The following is a 14,474-nucleotide window of genomic DNA, read 5'->3' as shown; positions in this document are numbered from 1 at the left end:
CGCTTTGTCGTGCGCGCGTGCGAGCAAGACCACGTTCGGGGAAAGCGCTACCGGGACGTGCGGGGCGTGCGGCAGGATCCTGGAATGGAGCGTGTACGTGATGTCTCTGAACTGCCGAAAGCCCATCTGCACCTGCACTTCACCGGGTCGATGCGCCCGGGGACAGTCCTGGAACTGGCCGACAAGTACGGCGTACGGCTGCCCGAGGCGCTGACCGAGGCACTGGTCAGCGGGGAGCCGCCGAGGCTGCGGGCGACGGATGAGCGGGGCTGGTTCCGCTTCCAGCGGCTGTACGACGCGGCGCGATCCTGTCTCAGGGAGCCGGAGGACATCCAGCGGCTGGTGCGGGAGGCCGCGGAGGAGGATCTGCGGGACGGCTCGGGGTGGCTGGAGATCCAGGTCGATCCGACCTCGTACGCGCCCAGGCTGGGCGGGCTGATCCCGGCGCTGGAGATCATCCTGGACGCGGTGCAGACGGCGTCGCGGGACACCGGGCTCGGGATGCGCGTCCTGGTCGCCGCGAACCGGATGAAGCACCCCCTGGACGCCCGCACGCTGGCGCGGCTGGCGGTGCGGTACGCCGACCGGGGCGTGGTCGGCTTCGGGCTGTCGAACGACGAGCGCCGGGGCATGGCACGGGACTTCGACCGCGCCTTCCACATCGCCCGCGAGGGCGGCCTGCTGTCGGCCCCGCACGGCGGCGAGCTGACCGGCCCGTCCTCGGTCCGGGACTGCCTGGACGACCTGGACGCGCACCGGGTCGGCCACGGGGTGCGGGCGGCGGAGGACCCGCGGCTGCTGAAGCGGCTGGCGGACAGGGGCGTGACCTGCGAGGTGTGCCCCGCGTCGAACGTCGCCCTCGGCGTCTACGAGAAGCCCGAGGACGTCCCGCTGCGCACCCTGTACGAGGCGGGCGTCCCGATGGCCCTCGGCGCCGACGACCCCCTGCTCTTCGGCTCCCGCCTCGCCGCCCAGTACGACATCGCGCGCCACCACCACGCCTTCACGGACGAGGAGTTGGCGGAACTGGCCCGCCAGTCGGTGCGCGCGTCGGCGGCACCGGAGCCGGTGAAGGGCAAGCTGCTGGCAGGGGTGGACGACTGGCTCGCCCAGTCCTGATCCGCCGGACGGTCCTTGGGCGCCGGCGACATCAGTCGGCGATGCCGGCGAGCAGGGTGCGGGCCGGCCGGGCGGCGAACTCGTCCACCGGCGGCCGCACCGTCTCCTTGGTCGCGTGGGAAGGACGTGTGCGCCGACCTGCGGGAGATGGAGGCCGAGGTGGCGGCCCGTAGCGCCATGGACTGGTCGGTCGTACGACCCCCGCGTCCGCCGGACGAGCCGCTCACCGGCACGTATCGCACCACCGTGGGCGGTTTTCGCCCGAGGGGCGGTTCATCGGGCGGCGGACTCGGGCGGGCGGACGTGGCGCACGCGATGCCGGCGATGGTCGACGACCCGGCGACGCTGCGGCAGGGAGTTGGGCGTGGCCTGCTGTAGGCCGGCCACTGGCCCGGCCCGGCCTACAGGCTGACTCCGACCGTCACCGGCTCGTTGACCAGGGTGATGCCGAAGGCCTCACGCACGCCGGCCACGACCTCGCGGGCGAGCGCGAGGAGGTCCTCGGTGGTCGCTTCGCCGCGGTTGGTGAGGGCGAGGGTGTGCTTGGTGGAGATGCGGGCGGGGCCGGTGCCGTAGCCCTTGGTGAAGCCGGCCTTGTCGATGAGCCAGGCCGCGGAGGTCTTGGTGTGCCCCTCCCCCGCCGGGTAGGCGGGCGGCTCCACACCGTCGCCGAGCCGATCGCACGCGCGCGCGTGGAACACCGCGAACTGCTCGTCGGTGAGGATCGGGTTGGTGAAGAAGGACCCCGCCGACCAGGTGTCGTGGTCCTCGGGGTCCAGGACCATGCCCTTCCCGGTACGCAGCTTCAGCACGGTCTCGCGAGCGGCGGCCAGGGGCACGCGGTCGCCGACCTCGACGCCGAGGGCACGGGCCGTCTCGGCGTACTTGACGGGGGCGGAGAGCCCGTCAGCGTCCTCCAGCCGGAAGCGGACGCGCAGGACGACGTAACGCTCGGGGTCGGCCTTGAAGCGGCTGTGGCGGTAGGAGAAGGCGCAGTCGGAGTTCGCGATGACCACGGTCTCGCCTGCCTGGCGGTCGTAGGCGATCACCTCGGTGATCGTCGAGGAGACCTCCTGGCCGTAGGCGCCCACGTTCTGAATCGGCGTGGCACCCGCGGAGCCCGGGATTCCGGCGAGGCACTCGATCCCGGCGAGCCCGGCCTCGACGGTGCGGGCGACGGCGTCGGTCCACACCTCGCCGGCGGCCAGTTCGAGCGTGGTGCCGTCCAGCTCGAATCCCTTGGTGGCGATGACGAGTGCGGTGCCCGCGAAGCCCTTGTCGCCGATGACCAGGTTCGATCCGCCGCCGATGAGCAGCAGCGGGCTCCCCTCGGCATCGGCCTCGCGCACGACGTCGATCACCTCGGCGTCGGTGGTGGCCGTGACCAGACGGGTGGCGGGCCCGCCCAGCCGGAAGGTGGTGAAGGGGGCGAGGGGGGCGTCGTGGAGTTCCTGCACGCGCTCAAGACTACGAGACGGCACCGACAGCCCCGGCACCCGTGCGGGGCGCCGGGTCCGCGACGCGCACCACGCGCGCGTGCCGTTCAGGTCAGCCGTCGGAACGCCTCCGTCCAGTCGAGCGGGAGCTCGTCGCTGGAGACCTGCCAGGTGGCGAACTTCGCGTCCCGCATCTGGGCGGACAGGCCCCGCGAGGTCGGGGCGTGGGTGCCGGAGCGGGCGAAGTCCTTCAGCGCCGCGGGCGACTCCCAGGCGGACAGCGTCCAGAAGGTCCGCTTGAACGGCTCCGCCTTCAGGGAGGCCCCGTACGCCCCGGGCGCCCGGCTCACCTGGCGCCACACGCCCGGCGTACGGGCGAGGAAGCGGAGCGCTCCCCAAAGGGTGCGGGTCTCGAAGCGGGAGGCGAAGACGTGCACCTCGGTGTGGTGCGGCGCGGGGTTCGGGACGGTCCAGGGAAGGGTGGGCATGACTGCTCCTCAGGTCCGGTGGTCCGGGGCGGTCGGTGGTGTGGTCGGCGGTGCGGTCAAAGGGGGTGAATCGGTTCGGCGGGCTCGGCCGGGACTGCGGGCTCAGCCCGGGGCTGCAGGCTCGGCCCGGGGCTGCAGCCTCAGCCGGGCTCGGCCGGGACGGCCACGCTCAGCCGGGCCTGGCCGGAGTGGGTCGGGCCCTGCCGGCCCGGCCCTGGATGGCTCAGCTCGCCGTACTCAGCGCGCCGCCACCTCCAGCACACGCTCCGCCGCCGGCTCGGCCGGGCTCACCGCCACGCCGCCATGCCGCCGCCCCGGGATGATCAGGGCCGCGACACCGGAGAGGGTCACCACCGCGGCGCCGGTGACCAGGGCGGGCCGCAGGCCGTCGACGAAGGTCTGGCCCGTCTCGTAGCCGCCCTGGGAGGCGAAGATCGACCCCATGACCGCGATGCCGAGCGCGCCGCCGACCTCGCGCAGGGCGTTGTTGGCGCCGGACGCGATGCCGTGCTCCGAGGTACGGACGCTGGACATGACCAGGTGGGAGGCCGGAGCGAAGAACAGGGCCATGCCGACGCCGCTGATGATCAGGCCGGGCAACTGGGCGGCGTAGGAGACGTCGACCGTGACCACGGACGCCATGTAGGCGAGCCCTGCGGCCTGGAGGAACAGGCCGGTGGCGACGACCGGGCGGCCGCCGATGCGGTCGGAGAGCATGCCTGCGATCGGCGCGACGAGCATCGGCATGCCGGTCCACGGCAGCATGCGCAGCCCCGCCTCGGTCGGCGAGTAGCCGAGCACGCCCTGCATGTACTGGCTGAGCAGGAAGATCGACCCGAACATGCCGAGGTACATGAGCATGCTCGCGGCGTTGATCCCGGAGAAGGCGCGGGAGCGGAACAGCCGCATCGGCAGCATCGGGTTCTTGGCGCGGGTGCTGTAGAGGACGAACCCGACGAGCAGCGCGCCTCCCGCGAACAGGCCGGTCAGGACCAGGTGCCCGGTCCAGCCGTCGGCGGGGCCGCGCACCAGGCCGTACACGACCCCGAAGAGCCCGCCGCTGGCCAGCAGCGTGCCGGGGATGTCGAGCGGGGCGCCGGTGCCGTAGGACTCGGCGAGGCGCAGACGGGCGAGCGGCAGCAGGGCGAGGCCCAGCGGAACGTTCAGCCAGAAGATCCACTGCCAGGAGATGTGCTCGGTGAGACTGCCCCCGATGAGCGGCCCGGACGCGACCGCGAGCCCGTTGACGGCACCCCAGATGCCGTACGCCATCCCGCGCCTGTCCGCAGGCACGGCCGCCGTCAGCAGGGTCAGCGTCAGCGGCATCATGACCGCCGCGCCGGCGCCCTGGACCGCGCGGGCGGCGATCAGGGAGTCGATGCCGGGCGCGAGGGCCGCGGCGGCGGACGCGCCAGTGAAGATCGTGATGCCGACGAGGAAGAGCCGACGGCGGCCGAAGCGGTCACCGAGCGCCGCGCCGAACATCAGCAGGACGGCGAAGGTGAGCGTGTACGCACTCACCGTCCACTCCAGGTCGTGCAGCGCCCCGCCCAGGTCCTCGCGGATGGAGGGCAGTGCGGTGGTGACGACGAGGTTGTCGAGCGCGGCCATGAATCCGGCGACGCTGGTGATGACGAGGGCCCACACGGGCCCTCCACGAAGTGCGGTCTGCGGTGACATCTCTCCCCCAGAGAGGTGGCCATCTGCTTCGGTTAGTTATTGATGACTAACTTCAAAGGTCACACATAGGCGCCGGAACGCCTTCCTCGTGCCTCAGTGTTCGAGCCGGCCCGTGGTGCGGGCGGACGGGTAGAGCCCCTCCCACACCCGGTGCTCGGGCGGAAATCCCATGGCGACCAGGCAGTTGACGAGCATCCCGTACGCCATGAAGGTCGTCGTCTCGCTGACGTCGGCGCCCAGCGGCAGGTGCACGGTGTCCCACAGCCGCATCCAGCCGTCGCGCACCGCCGCGCCGAACTCGTGGTCGCCTTCCTCCTCGGCGGCCCTCACGGCGACGTACATCTGCATCTGCAGGAGCAGCTGCTCCGGGTGCTCTGCGATGACGTCCATGTACGCGTTCGCCATGGCATGCAGGGCCTCTTCGCCCTCCAGCCCCTCGGAGGCCTCCGCGAAGGTACGGATGGTCTCCTCGACGCACCGCGCCGCCGCCGCCAGGAAGATCGCCTTCTTGCCCGGGAAGAGCCGGAAGAGATACGGCTGCGAGACGCCGACCCGCTTGGCGATCACCTCGGTCGACGTGCCGTGGTAGCCACCGCGGGCGAACTCGCTCATCGCCGCGCGGATGACGCTCTCGCGCCTCTCCTCTGCGCTCATCCTGACCATGAAAGTAAGTTAGTACTCAATCACTAACTAGGGCAAGGGGGTAGGCCGGAAGATGTGTCACCGGCCCGGACGTGTAAGAGGCGCCCCACCATGGAGGGCGCCCCTTACACATGCGCTCACGCGAGCTGTACGACCGCCCGCGACATGCCGAGCACCTTGCGGCCCTCGCTGACCACGGTCAGATCCACGCGGACCTTGTTGTCATCGAGCTTGGCCGCGACCTTGCCGCTGACCTCGATCGTGGCGCCCTGGTCGTCGTTCGGTACGACGACGGGCTTGGTGAAGCGGACCCCGTACTCGACGACCGCCGCCGGGTCGCCGGTCCAGTCGGTGACCACACGGACCGCCTCGGCCATGGTGAACATGCCGTGCGCGATGACGTCCGGCAGCCCCACCTCCTTGGCGAACTTCTCGTTCCAGTGGATCGGGTTGAAGTCCCCGGAGGCGCCCGCGTACTGGACGAGCGTGGCACGGGTCACGGGGAAGCTCTGGGCGGGCAGTTCGGTGCCGACCTCGACGTCGCCGTATGCGATCTTCGCCGTCATCGCCTTCAGGCCTCCCCTTCTACGGCGTCCGCCCCACGGGCCACGAGCTTCGTCCAGGCGGTCACGACGTGCTCCCCCGCCTCGTCGTGGACCTCGCCGCGGATGTCCAGGATCTCGTTGCCCGCCATCGACTTGATCGCCTCGATGGTCGAGGTGACGGTCAGCCGGTCGCCGGCCCGCACCGGGCGGGTGTAGGCGAACTTCTGGTCGCCGTGCACCACTCGGCTGTAGTCCAGGCCGAGCTGCGGGTCCTCGATGACCTGTCCGGCGGCCTTGAACGTGATGGAGAAGACAAAGGTCGGCGGGGCGATCACATCGGAGTGGCCGAGCGCCTTGGCGGCCTCCGGGTCCGTGTAGGCCAAATTGGTGTCCCCCACGGCCTGCGCGAACTCACGGATCTTCTCCCGGCCCACCTCATAGGGCTCGGTGGGCGGGTAGCTCCGCCCCACGAAGGACTGGTCGAGCGCCATGGCTCGGTACCTCCTGATGTCTGCCTGATGTCTGCCTGGTGTCTGCTCTGGGTGGCCTGTGGTCGGCGGAACCGACCGGTAACCGGGCCCGAAACGACGCGAGGCCGCCCCCGCTGTCGGGGGGCGGCCTCGCGTACGAGCCTGATTTATCGCGTCTCGCGGTGCGCGGTGTGCGCGTTGCAACGCGGGCAGTGCTTCTTCATCTCAAGACGGTCCGGGTTGTTACGCCGGTTCTTCTTGGTGATGTAGTTCCGCTCCTTGCACTCCACGCAGGCCAGCGTGATCTTCGGGCGGACGTCGGTGGCAGCCACGTGAGTGCTCCTTGACGAACGGATGGAATGAATTAACGCAAGAAAGAGTAGCCGATCGAAGGACCGACCCCGCAATCGGCTACTGTCAGTAGCGGTGACCGGACTTGAACCGGTGACACAGCGATTATGAGCCGCTTGCTCTACCGACTGAGCTACACCGCTGTGATGCGATCCGTTCCCACCTCGCGGCGGGAACCTCTCACACCAGAGCCCCAAAACGGAATCGAACCGTTGACCTTCTCCTTACCATGGAGACGCTCTGCCGACTGAGCTATTGGGGCGAGCGATGAAGACATTACACGCTCAGCCGCCGTTCACCCAAATCCGTTTCGCGGTCCCTGTCCGCGGCCGTACGGGCGCCCGGCACGGCCGCCTCGCAGGCCATAGCGGTACCGAGGGCGCGACTCGCGCGCGTGGACCACACCGGTACGACTATTGCGCTCCTGCGCGCCAGGGCCCCATCACCACCCTAGGCTCGACTCACTCTGCGTGATCTTGCCTCTGGAGCGCGATGCCCGACAGCCACCCCCAGCCGCCCCACTCGTCGTCCTCCGGCTCGTCCGGACCGGCCGACCCGGGTGCTCTGCTGCTGTGCGGGGCACGGCTCACCGACGGCCGGACCGTGGACGTACGGCTGGACGGCGGGCGTATCGAGGCGGTCGGCACCGCCGGGAGCCTGACGGCGGGCGGCACGCGCGCGTGCGGCACACGCGTGGACCTCAGCGGCTATCTGCTGCTGCCGGCCCCGGCCGAACCGCACGCCCACGGCGACACCGCCCTCTCCGCCGACGAGGGCGGACCGGTCTCCTACGACCCCCATGACGTCCAGCGCCGGGCCACCGAGGCCGCTCTGCTCCAGCTCGGGCACGGTGCGACCGTGCTGCGGGCACACGTGCGCGTGGGCGAGATCCAGGAGCTGAACGCGCTGGCCGCCGTACTCCAGGCGCGGCGTTCGCTGCGCGGGCTCACCGAGTTGACGACCGTGGCGATGCCCAGGCTGCTGACCGGCGTGGCCGGGGCCGACGGGCTGGCGATGCTGCGGGACGCGCTGAAGATGGGCGCGTCGGTGGTCGGCGGCTGTCCCGACCTGGACCCGGATCCGACGGGTTATGTGGAGGCGGTCCTGGAGGTGGCCTCCGAGCACGGCTGCCCCGTCGACCTGCACACCGACGCCACCGACCCGGCGCGCCTGTCCCGCCTCGCCGCGATGGCCGGCGGACTGCGCCCCGGCGTGACCCTCGGCCCGTGCGGCGGCCTCGGGCGGCTGCCCGCCCAGGTGGCCTCCCGCACCGCGGACCAGCTCGCCGCGGCCGGGGTGACGGTGGTGTGCCTGCCGCAGGGCGGCTGCGGGGGCGTGGAACGGCGGGCCACGGCGCCCGTACGACTGTTGCGCTCCGCGGGCGTACGCGTCGCCGCCGGGAGCGGCGCCCTGCGGGACGTGTCGAACCCGGTGGGCCGCGGGGACCCGCTGGAGGCCGCCTACCTGCTGTCCTCACGCCATGGGCTGCGCCCCGAGGACGCGTACGACTGCGTGAGCGCGTCGGCGCGTGCGGCGCTGGGCCTGCCCGAGGTACGGGTGGAGGCGGGCTTCCCGGCCGAGTTGCTGGCGGTGCGCGGGGAGCGGCTGTCGGGGGCGCTGTCACTGGCGTACAGCCGCATTGTGGTGCACCGGGGGCGCGTGGTGGCGCGGACCAGCGCGGTGCGGGAGTACTGCAACTCGGCTGTGGCTGCGGAGTTGGGGTTGCCTCGGCAGGGGCGGGGGGAGCTCTCTTGAGGCGGTGGTTCGTCGGGGTGGGCCTCACGCTGGGGGCGCCCGGCTCTGCATGCGGTCGGCTCTGCGCGCGGTCGGCGCGGATGTGAGGGTGGAGTGGATGTGAGGGTGGAGTGGGAGTGATGCGGGCGTCGGCGGCTCGCGCGCTCGGCGCTTGCGCCTGAGGTGCGCGCCCCAGGGTGTGAGGCATGGCTGAAGTCGTGCGGCGGATGCGGCTGTCCGGGCGTACGGTCGGAAACATGCGCATTGTCATCGCTGGTGGTCATGGTCAGATCGCGCTGCGGCTGGAGCGGCTGCTCGCCGCGCGCGGGGACGAGGTCGCGGGGATCATCCGCAAGGACGAGCAGGCCGACGACCTGCGGGAGGCCGGTGCCGAACCCATCCTGCTGGACCTGGAGTCGGCCCCGGTCGAGGAGGTCGCGGCCCGGCTCCAGGGCGCGGACGCGGCGGTCTTCGCGGCCGGTGCGGGCCCGGGCAGCGGGTCGGCCCGCAAGGACACGGTGGACAAGGACGCGGCGGTCCTCTTCGCGAATGCCTCGATCCAGGCGGGCGTACGGCGATTCCTGATCGTGTCGTCGATGGGCGCGAACCCGCGGCACGAGGGCGACGAGATCTTCGACGTCTACCTGCGCGCCAAGGGCGCGGCCGACGAGTACGTCCGCGGCCTGGACGCCCTGGACTGGACGATTCTGCGCCCCGGCATGCTCACGAACGACGCGGGAACCGGCCAGGTGCGCCTGGAGGCCCACACCGGCCGCGGCCCGATCCCCCGCGACGACGTGGCCGCCGTACTGGCGGAGTTGCTCGACACCCCCGCTACGACCGGCCTGACGCTCGAACTGATCAGCGGCTCGGCCCCGGTGTCGGTGGCGGTGAAGTCGGTGGCGGGGAACTGAAGATGGTGGCGACCGTACGGCCGGACTCAGAACAGCGGTAGCTGACCGGGGAACTCGGGCACGACGTACCCGTCCAACGCGGGCTGTGCGGCCCCGAGTTCCGCGTGTCGCCGTGATCCGGAACACGACACGAGCTCCCCGCTCTGCCGCGCGCCGGGCGGGTCGTGCCGTGCGAACCGACCGGCGACGACGGCGATCTCACGCCGGCACTCGGGGCACCTTCTGCGACGCGTGCTCATGGGGCCAGTGTGCCCCCGTACGCCACTCTGGAACGTACGCCAGTATGGAACGCGAAAACCCCTCCGCGCTGCGTTTCCGCAGATCGGAGGGGTTTTCCCAGTGTGGCGGCGCCAGGATTCGAACCTGGGAAGGCTGAGCCGGCAGATTTACAGTCTGCTCCCTTTGGCCGCTCGGGCACACCGCCGGGGTTTGCTGCCGTTCGAACCGCTTTTCGGCGGTGCTCCCTGGCAACGACGTAAACAATACCCGATACACAGGGGTGCTTCGCCACCCGATTGATCGCCGCCCGGGGGACGGCGGGTGGCTAGGCTTGTCCGGATGCGGTCCGGGGCCTGCCCCGGGCTCGGCGGACACCCCCACGCCCGCTGATACGCACCCCACACGCACCCCGATACAAGGAGCCACAGGACATGGCCGACTCCAGTTTCGACATCGTCTCGAAGGTCGAGCGGCAGGAGGTCGACAACGCCCTCAACCAGGCCGCCAAGGAGATCTCGCAGCGCTACGACTTCAAGGGCGTGGGTGCCTCGATCTCGTGGTCCGGGGAGAAGATCCTCATGGAGGCGAACTCCGAGGACCGGGTCAACGCCGTCCTCGACGTCTTCCAGTCCAAGCTGATCAAGCGCGGGATCTCCCTGAAGGCCCTGGACGCGGGCGAGCCCCAGCTCTCGGGCAAGGAGTACAAGATCTTCGCGTCGATCCAGGAGGGCATCAGCCAGGAGAACGCCAAGAAGGTGGCGAAGATCATTCGTGACGAGGGCCCGAAGGGCGTGAAGGCCCAGGTCCAGGGCGACGAGCTGCGGGTCAGCTCCAAGAGCCGGGACGACCTCCAGGCCGTGATCGCCCTGCTGAAGGGCAAGGACTTCGACTTCGCGCTGCAGTTCGTGAACTACCGGTGAGCCGCTGACCGCGAACCGACGGTCGGGCTGATTCACGAGGAAGGGTGGGCACCCCCGGTGCGGGTGCCCACCCTTCTCGCCTGCTGGCTGCGGTTCGGAAGTGTGCTTCGGTCGTCGGTCCTCGTTCGTTCGCCGCTCAGTTGCGGGAATGACCGAACAAGAGGCGGTAGGCGATCAGGAGCACGAGCGAGCCACCGATCGCCGAGGCCCATGTAGCGCCGTCGTAGAAGTCCTTGGTGATCGGGTGGTCCAGCCAGCGGGCCGAGATCCAGCCACCGATGAACGCGCCCGCGATGCCGATGAGCGTCGTGCCGATGAAGCCGCCCGGGTCGCGTCCCGGCAGCAGGAACTTGGCGATGGCGCCGGCCAACAGCCCCAGAATGATCCAGCCGATGATCGTCATGCCCTGAACCTGCCCCTCCGCGCTGCGCCTGCACTGTTTCGGCACTGTGATTTCGGGCGCGCTTGTTCGTGCTCGGTTGTTCGTGCTCCGTTGATGAACAGGACGTCCCGGTGGTGCCTCCCGGTTGCAGCGATCAGTAGGGTTCCGGCCATGACACCGTCCAGCTCCGCCTCCCCCGAACTGCGGCGCACCCTCGGCGTCGGGGACGCCGTGGTGATCGGGCTCGGTTCGATGGTCGGGGCCGGGATCTTCGCCGCGCTCGGGCCCGCCGCACGCGCGGCCGGGTCGGGACTGCTGCTCGGGCTGGCGGTCGCGGCCGTGGTCGCCTACTGCAACGCCACGTCGTCGGCACGCCTGGCCGCCCTGTATCCGGCCTCGGGCGGCACGTATGTCTACGGGCGCGAACGGCTCGGGCCGTTCTGGGGTTATCTCGCGGGCTGGTCGTTCGTGGTCGGTAAGACGGCCTCCTGTGCGGCGATGGCGCTCACTGTGGGCGCGTATGTCTGGCCCGGGCAGGCGCATGCGGTGGCGGTCGCGGCCGTGGTGGCGCTGACCGCGGTGAACTACGGCGGTGTCCAGAAGTCAGCCTGGCTGACGCGGGCGATCGTGGCGGTGGTCCTCGCTGTCCTCGCTTGTGTGGTGGTCGTGAGCCTGGGGTCCGGGGAGTCCGATGCCGGGCGCCTGGACATCGGGACCTCGGGGGGCGTGGGCGGCGTGCTGCAGGCGGCCGGCCTGCTGTTCTTCGCGTTCGCCGGGTACGCGCGGATCGCGACCCTCGGCGAGGAGGTACGGGACCCCGCGCGCACCATCCCCCGGGCGATTCCCCTGGCGCTGGGCATCGCGCTGGTGGTGTACGCGTGCGTGGCGGTGGCTGTCCTTTCCGTTCTGGGGCCGAACGGCCTCGGGCAAGCGGGCGCACCACTGGCCGACGCGGTACAGGCGGCCGGTGTGCCGGGACTGGAGCCGGTGGTACGAGTGGGCGCCGCCGTCGCCGCGCTCGGCTCGCTGCTCGCCCTGATTCTGGGCGTCTCACGGACGACGCTGGCCATGGCCCGCGACCGGCATCTGCCCGGCGCGCTGGCGGCCGTGCATCCACGTTTCCAGGTGCCTCACCGGGCCGAACTCGCGGTGGGCGCGGTCGTCGCGGTCCTCGCCGCCACGGTGGACGTCCGAGGCGCGATCGGGTTCTCCTCCTTCGGTGTGCTGGCGTACTACGCGGTGGCCAACGCATCGGCCTGGACCCTCGACTCGACACCGGCTTCGCGCGTCGTACCGGCGGTGGGGCTGCTCGGGTGCGGGATCCTGGCGTTCTCGCTGCCTGCGGTCTCGGTCGTTGTCGGTGCGGGTGTGCTGACGGTGGGTGTGGTCGCGTACGGGGTCCGGCGGTGGGCGGCGGCGCGGGCGCGTCAGGGCGTGGGGCGGTAGCTGTCGTGATGGGCGCGGGCGGCGGTCAGGCGCGCCGAGCCGCAGGGCAGGACCGGTCCCGCTCAGTGCCGTCGCGGGCGGCGGCGGGCGCCTCGGTGGTTCTCGGTCCAGTCGTGCGGCGGTCCGTCTGCACGATCGGGGAACCGAATGCCGTCGGTCCCCTCAAGACGCGCGTGCCGTCGCCGTGCGTATGCGGAAGTCGGCCCAAGGGGCCAGCTCCTGCCCCTCGTTCATCTCCTCGTACCAGCCCGTGCCGTCGATCCAGGCGCGCAGCCAGTCCATGAGGCTCGGGGCGTCCACGTACCAGGCCTGGTCGGCGTCGTCGGCGTTCGGTTCGAAGAGCAGGACGGTGGCCTGAGGGCTGCGGCAGTCCACGCAGGCGTACATCGCACAGCCCCAGTGAGATATCGGCAGGACGCCCTCGGGCCAGGGCCAGTCCGGGTCCTTGCGGGCGCTCTCGCGGTTGGCGAGGTACTGCGTGACGGCGGCGGGCTCGTCGGCCGGAGGGCTGTCGAGCAGGGGCAACAGGCCGTACTCCGGACCGAATCCGCCGTCCCCTATACGCAGGTAGAGGTCGGCGAGCAGCGACGGCAGGCGGAAGCCGAGGGCGGACTCGGCGCGGGCCACGGTGGCCGCGTCCACGGGCTCGGGAAGTGAAGTCCAGCCCCACGGTCGGGTGTTGCGGGCCTTGTCCGCCACCCTCGTCAGCAACTGCTCGTTCTCGGTCATGCATTCATGATGCAAGCCGCCACTGACAATCGGTCCGGCCTGTGGACAACCGTCGGGTTGTGGAAAACCTGCGCCTTCCGCTGCCGCCCCGTCCGGCTACCAGCTCGACGCGAACGGCTTGTCCGTCGACACGATCTCGCGGCCCAGCGGGAACAGCGACACCGGGATCAGCTTGAAGTTGGCGATGCCGAACGGGATCCCGATGATCGTGACGCACAGGGCGAGACCGGTGACGATGTGGCCGATGGCGAGCCACCAGCCCGCCAGGACCAGCCACAGCACATTGCCGATGCAGGAGGGGGCTCCGGCGTCACGGCGCTCGACCGTCGTGTACCCGAAGGGCCACAGGGCGTAGACGCCGATGCGGAAGGCGGCTATGCCGAACGGGATGCCGATGATGGTGATGCACAGCAGCAGGCCCGCGAGCAGATAGCCGAGGAACAGCCAAAAGCCGCTCAGGACGAGCCAGATGACGTTGAGGATGGTCTTCATCGTGGGGGGCCTGCCATCTTCTCGAGCCGGGCAATACGTTCCGCCATGGGCGGATGGGTGGAGAACATTCTCGAGAATCCCTGCCCCGGGCGGAAGGGGTTCGCGATCATCATGTGACTTGCGGTCTCGATACGCGGCTCGGGGGGCAGCGGAAGCTGCTTGGTGCCGGCGTCGAGCTTGCGCAGGGCGCTGGCGAGGGCACGCGGGTCCCCTGTGAGCTGGGCGCCGGAGGCGTCGGCCTCGTACTCTCTGGAGCGGCTGATGGCAAGCTGGATGAGCGTGGCGGCGAGCGGGCCCAGGATCATGATCAGCAGCATGCCCAGGAGGCCGGGGCCGTCGTCGTCATCGGAGCGGCCGATCGGGATCAGCCAGGCGAAGTTGACCAGGAACATGATCACCGAGGCGAGGGCGCCGGCGACCGACGAGATCAGGATGTCGCGGTTGTAGACGTGGCTCAACTCGTGGCCGATGACACCGCGCAGTTCGCGCTCGTCGAGGATGCGCAGGATTCCTTCGGTGCAGCACACGGCGGCGTTGCGCGGATTGCGGCCCGTCGCGAACGCGTTCGGCGCCTCCGTCGGGGAGATGTACAGGCGCGGCATGGGCTGGCGGGCCTGGGTGGAGAGGTCGCGGACCATGCGGTACAGCCCCGGTGCCTCGAACTCGCTGACCGGGCGCGCGCGCATCGCGCGCAGCGCCAGTTTGTCGCTGTTCCAGTACGCGTACGCGTTCGTGCCCAGCGCGATCACAACTGCGACGACGAGCCCCATGCGGCCGAAGAAACTGCCGATGACGATGATGAGGGCGGACAGTCCCCCGAGGAGTACTGCGGTCCTGAGCCCGTTGTGCCGGCGGTGCACGGTACGCCCTCCAAGTGGTGCGGCAGGGGAACCCTTTGCTGGTCGAT

18 protein-coding genes and 3 tRNA genes are annotated in these 14,474 nt (G+C 70.6%); 6 read left to right on the top strand and 15 right to left on the bottom strand.

Translation table 11 applies throughout. The features are described 5' to 3' along the window. The first annotated feature begins 84 nt into the window (after positions 1 to 84). The gene (locus ACP4J3_RS07305) at positions 85 to 1,119 is read left to right on the top strand and encodes an adenosine deaminase (protein WP_426531636.1); all 1,035 of its coding nucleotides are present in this window, start codon (positions 85 to 87) and stop codon (positions 1,117 to 1,119) included. 126 nt (positions 1,120 to 1,245) lie between these two features. Further along, entirely contained in the window at positions 1,246 to 1,497 is a 252-nt protein-coding gene (locus tag ACP4J3_RS07300; protein ID WP_426531634.1) for an NAD(P)H-binding protein, read from the top strand. A gap of 23 nt (positions 1,498 to 1,520) precedes the next feature. On the opposite strand, the gene ACP4J3_RS07295 is transcribed toward ACP4J3_RS07300, so the two are convergent. The 9 genes from ACP4J3_RS07295 to ACP4J3_RS07255 all read right to left on the bottom strand — a co-directional run bounded on the left by ACP4J3_RS07295 (position 1,521) and on the right by ACP4J3_RS07255 (position 6,993). Then, complete coding sequence (locus ACP4J3_RS07295) at positions 1,521 to 2,576, bottom strand: UDP-N-acetylmuramate dehydrogenase (protein WP_426531632.1); 1,056 nt, start codon at positions 2,574 to 2,576, stop codon at positions 1,521 to 1,523. An 86-nt stretch (positions 2,577 to 2,662) separates the two neighbouring features. Then, on the bottom strand, positions 2,663 to 3,043 hold the full coding sequence (locus ACP4J3_RS07290; RefSeq protein WP_426531630.1) for a DUF3291 domain-containing protein: 381 nt from the start codon (positions 3,041 to 3,043) through the stop codon (positions 2,663 to 2,665). 237 nt (positions 3,044 to 3,280) lie between these two features. After that, positions 3,281 to 4,723 (bottom strand): MFS transporter, encoded by a 1,443-nt coding sequence (locus tag ACP4J3_RS07285; RefSeq protein ID WP_426531628.1) that lies wholly within the window; start codon positions 4,721 to 4,723, stop codon positions 3,281 to 3,283. A 93-nt stretch (positions 4,724 to 4,816) separates the two neighbouring features. Then, complete coding sequence (locus tag ACP4J3_RS07280; protein ID WP_426531626.1) at positions 4,817 to 5,386, bottom strand: TetR/AcrR family transcriptional regulator; 570 nt, start codon at positions 5,384 to 5,386, stop codon at positions 4,817 to 4,819. 116 nt (positions 5,387 to 5,502) lie between these two features. Further along, positions 5,503 to 5,931, bottom strand: coding sequence for a MaoC family dehydratase (locus ACP4J3_RS07275; protein WP_426531624.1), 429 nt, complete (start codon positions 5,929 to 5,931; stop codon positions 5,503 to 5,505). A gap of 5 nt (positions 5,932 to 5,936) precedes the next feature. Beyond that, complete coding sequence (locus ACP4J3_RS07270; RefSeq protein WP_426531622.1) at positions 5,937 to 6,401, bottom strand: FAS1-like dehydratase domain-containing protein; 465 nt, start codon at positions 6,399 to 6,401, stop codon at positions 5,937 to 5,939. A gap of 146 nt (positions 6,402 to 6,547) precedes the next feature. Beyond that, positions 6,548 to 6,712: a 50S ribosomal protein L33 gene (gene rpmG, locus ACP4J3_RS07265; RefSeq protein ID WP_003948671.1), complete on the bottom strand. Its 165-nt coding sequence runs from the start codon at positions 6,710 to 6,712 to the stop codon at positions 6,548 to 6,550. An 89-nt stretch (positions 6,713 to 6,801) separates the two neighbouring features. Continuing rightward, positions 6,802 to 6,874 (bottom strand) — tRNA-Met (locus tag ACP4J3_RS07260). Positions 6,875 to 6,920: 46 nt separating this feature from the next. Next, positions 6,921 to 6,993, bottom strand: a tRNA-Thr gene (locus ACP4J3_RS07255). A 230-nt stretch (positions 6,994 to 7,223) separates the two neighbouring features. Between ACP4J3_RS07255 and ACP4J3_RS07250 the strand changes: the two genes are divergently transcribed. Together ACP4J3_RS07250 and ACP4J3_RS07245 are read left to right on the top strand one after the other, a co-directional pair. Then, positions 7,224 to 8,486 carry an amidohydrolase family protein gene (locus ACP4J3_RS07250; RefSeq protein ID WP_426531620.1) on the top strand — a complete coding sequence of 421 codons (1,263 nt, stop codon included), beginning with the start codon at positions 7,224 to 7,226 and terminating at the stop codon, positions 8,484 to 8,486. Positions 8,487 to 8,722: 236 nt separating this feature from the next. Next, positions 8,723 to 9,379, top strand: coding sequence for an SDR family oxidoreductase (locus ACP4J3_RS07245; RefSeq protein ID WP_426531915.1), 657 nt, complete (start codon positions 8,723 to 8,725; stop codon positions 9,377 to 9,379). Between the two features lie 26 nt (positions 9,380 to 9,405). Here ACP4J3_RS07245 and ACP4J3_RS07240 read toward each other — a convergent pair whose 3' ends face one another. Both ACP4J3_RS07240 and ACP4J3_RS07235 read right to left on the bottom strand, forming a co-directional pair. Then, entirely contained in the window at positions 9,406 to 9,618 is a 213-nt protein-coding gene (locus ACP4J3_RS07240) for a hypothetical protein (protein WP_426531618.1), read from the bottom strand. Positions 9,619 to 9,721: 103 nt separating this feature from the next. Then, positions 9,722 to 9,803: transfer RNA gene (locus ACP4J3_RS07235), tRNA-Tyr, on the bottom strand. Between the two features lie 226 nt (positions 9,804 to 10,029). Here ACP4J3_RS07235 and ACP4J3_RS07230 point away from each other — a divergent pair. Then, complete coding sequence (locus ACP4J3_RS07230; protein WP_031477911.1) at positions 10,030 to 10,518, top strand: YajQ family cyclic di-GMP-binding protein; 489 nt, start codon at positions 10,030 to 10,032, stop codon at positions 10,516 to 10,518. A 136-nt stretch (positions 10,519 to 10,654) separates the two neighbouring features. On the opposite strand, the gene ACP4J3_RS07225 is transcribed toward ACP4J3_RS07230, so the two are convergent. After that, positions 10,655 to 10,921 carry a GlsB/YeaQ/YmgE family stress response membrane protein gene (locus tag ACP4J3_RS07225; RefSeq protein ID WP_426531616.1) on the bottom strand — a complete coding sequence of 89 codons (267 nt, stop codon included), beginning with the start codon at positions 10,919 to 10,921 and terminating at the stop codon, positions 10,655 to 10,657. 150 nt (positions 10,922 to 11,071) lie between these two features. Here ACP4J3_RS07225 and ACP4J3_RS07220 point away from each other — a divergent pair, with 150 nt between their 5' ends. Further along, on the top strand, positions 11,072 to 12,346 hold the full coding sequence (locus ACP4J3_RS07220; RefSeq protein ID WP_426531614.1) for an APC family permease: 1,275 nt from the start codon (positions 11,072 to 11,074) through the stop codon (positions 12,344 to 12,346). Positions 12,347 to 12,508: 162 nt separating this feature from the next. Here ACP4J3_RS07220 and ACP4J3_RS07215 read toward each other — a convergent pair whose 3' ends face one another. The 3 genes from ACP4J3_RS07215 to htpX form a co-directional block, all read right to left on the bottom strand. Then, a complete protein-coding gene (locus ACP4J3_RS07215) occupies positions 12,509 to 13,075 on the bottom strand; it encodes an SMI1/KNR4 family protein (protein WP_426531612.1) in 567 nt (188 codons plus the stop codon). Positions 13,076 to 13,171: 96 nt separating this feature from the next. Further along, a complete protein-coding gene (locus tag ACP4J3_RS07210; protein WP_426531610.1) occupies positions 13,172 to 13,567 on the bottom strand; it encodes a YccF domain-containing protein in 396 nt (131 codons plus the stop codon). Then, positions 13,564 to 14,427 carry a zinc metalloprotease HtpX gene (gene htpX / locus ACP4J3_RS07205; RefSeq protein WP_426531608.1) on the bottom strand — a complete coding sequence of 288 codons (864 nt, stop codon included), beginning with the start codon at positions 14,425 to 14,427 and terminating at the stop codon, positions 13,564 to 13,566. Before htpX ends, ACP4J3_RS07210 begins: the two co-directional genes overlap by 4 nt. Positions 14,428 to 14,474 lie beyond the last annotated feature (47 nt).

This window comes from Streptomyces sp. UG1, assembly GCF_049974585.1.
Classification (GTDB): Bacteria; Actinomycetota; Actinomycetes; order Streptomycetales; family Streptomycetaceae; genus Streptomyces.
The sequence above is the reverse complement of the archived record's forward strand: the minus strand, read 5'-3'. Positions and strand labels throughout refer to the sequence as shown.